The following is a 1,674-nucleotide window of genomic DNA, read 5'->3' as shown; positions in this document are numbered from 1 at the left end:
CCAAGACAATCCAGTAGTGCTAAGTATCTGAATCCCTTTGATGGATCCCTTCGGGGTGAAGCGTTGGGCCTAGCGTACGACCCCGTGCTGGTGCGTTTAGCGTATTAACAGGTGTGACGCAGGAAGGTAGCCGAGCCGGGCGATGGTTGTCCCGGTCTAAGGATGTAGGGCGAACGATAGGCAAATCCGTCGTTCATATAGCCTGAGATCTGATGGGTAGACGCAAGTCGAAATCGGTGATCCTATGCTGCCAAGAAAAGCATCGACGCGAGGTTCTAGCTGCCCGTACCCCAAACCGACTCAGGTGGTCAGGTAGAGAATACTAAGGAGATCGAGAGAATCGTGGTTAAGGAACTCGGCAAAATGCCCCCGTAACTTCGGGAGAAGGGGGGCCTGAGGCGTGAACGGACTTGCTCCGGGAGCGTTCGATGGCCGCAGAGACCAGTGGGAAGCGACTGTTTACTAAAAACACAGGTCCGTGCTAAGTCGCAAGACGATGTATACGGACTGACGCCTGCCCGGTGCTGGAAGGTTAAGAGGAACGGTTAGCCGCAAGGCGAAGCTGAGAATTTAAGCCCCAGTAAACGGCGGTGGTAACTATAACCATCCTAAGGTAGCGAAATTCCTTGTCGGGTAAGTTCCGACCTGCACGAATGGCGTAACGACTTCCCAGCTGTCTCAACCGCGAACTCGGCGAAATTGCATTACGAGTAAAGATGCTCGTTACGCGCAGCAGGACGGAAAGACCCCGTGACCTTTACTATAGTTTGGTATTGGTGTTCGGTGTGGCTTGTGTAGGATAGGTGGGAGACTGTGAAGCGGGCACGCTAGTGTTCGTGGAGTCATTGTTGAAATACCACTCTGGTCACTCTGGATATCTAACTTCGGACCCTAATCGGGTTCAGGGACAGTGCCTGATGGGTAGTTTAACTGGGGCGGTTGCCTCCTAAAGAGTAACGGAGGCGCCCAAAGGTTCCCTCAACCTGGTTGGCAATCAGGTGTCGAGTGTAAGTGCACAAGGGAGCTTGACTGTGAGACTGACAAGTCGAGCAGGGACGAAAGTCGGGACTAGTGATCCGGCAGTGGCTTGTGGAAGCGCTGTCGCTCAACGGATAAAAGGTACCTCGGGGATAACAGGCTGATCTTGCCCAAGAGTCCATATCGACGGCATGGTTTGGCACCTCGATGTCGGCTCGTCGCATCCTGGGGCTGGAGTAGGTCCCAAGGGTTGGGCTGTTCGCCCATTAAAGCGGTACGCGAGCTGGGTTTAGAACGTCGTGAGACAGTTCGGTCCCTATCCGCTGCGCGCGCAGGAAATTTGAGAAGATCTATCCCTAGTACGAGAGGACCGGGATGGACGAACCTCTGGTGTGTCAGTTGTTCCGCCAGGAGCACCGCTGATTAGCTACGTTCGGAACGGATAACCGCTGAAAGCATCTAAGCGGGAAGCCGGCTTCGAGATGAGATTTCCATCCCTTCGGGGGAGAGGCTCCCAGCCAGACGACTGGGTTGATAGGCCGGATGTGGAAGACAGGACTAAAGACTGTCGGAGCTGACCGGTACTAATAAGCCGATAACTTGATAATCACTACACTCATACCGTTGTAAAGGCTGGTAGGAGTGGTCAGAGATTGCTTGCGTCCACTTTGTGGTTCCCAGAATACGGGCTCCATA

Annotated in this window: 1 rRNA gene (only partly in view); it reads left to right on the top strand. The window is 53.9% G+C overall.

What is annotated here, in order from left to right:
• Positions 1-1,586: ribosomal RNA gene (locus EDF35_RS00570) — 23S ribosomal RNA — on the top strand; it begins 1,154 nt to the left of the window's first position.
• Positions 1,587-1,674 lie beyond the last annotated feature (88 nt).

Source organism: Rathayibacter sp. PhB151 (assembly GCF_004366415.1).
In the GTDB taxonomy this organism is placed as follows: domain Bacteria; phylum Actinomycetota; class Actinomycetes; order Actinomycetales; family Microbacteriaceae; genus Rathayibacter; species Rathayibacter festucae.
The sequence above is the reverse complement of the archived record's forward strand: the minus strand, read 5'-3'. Positions and strand labels throughout refer to the sequence as shown.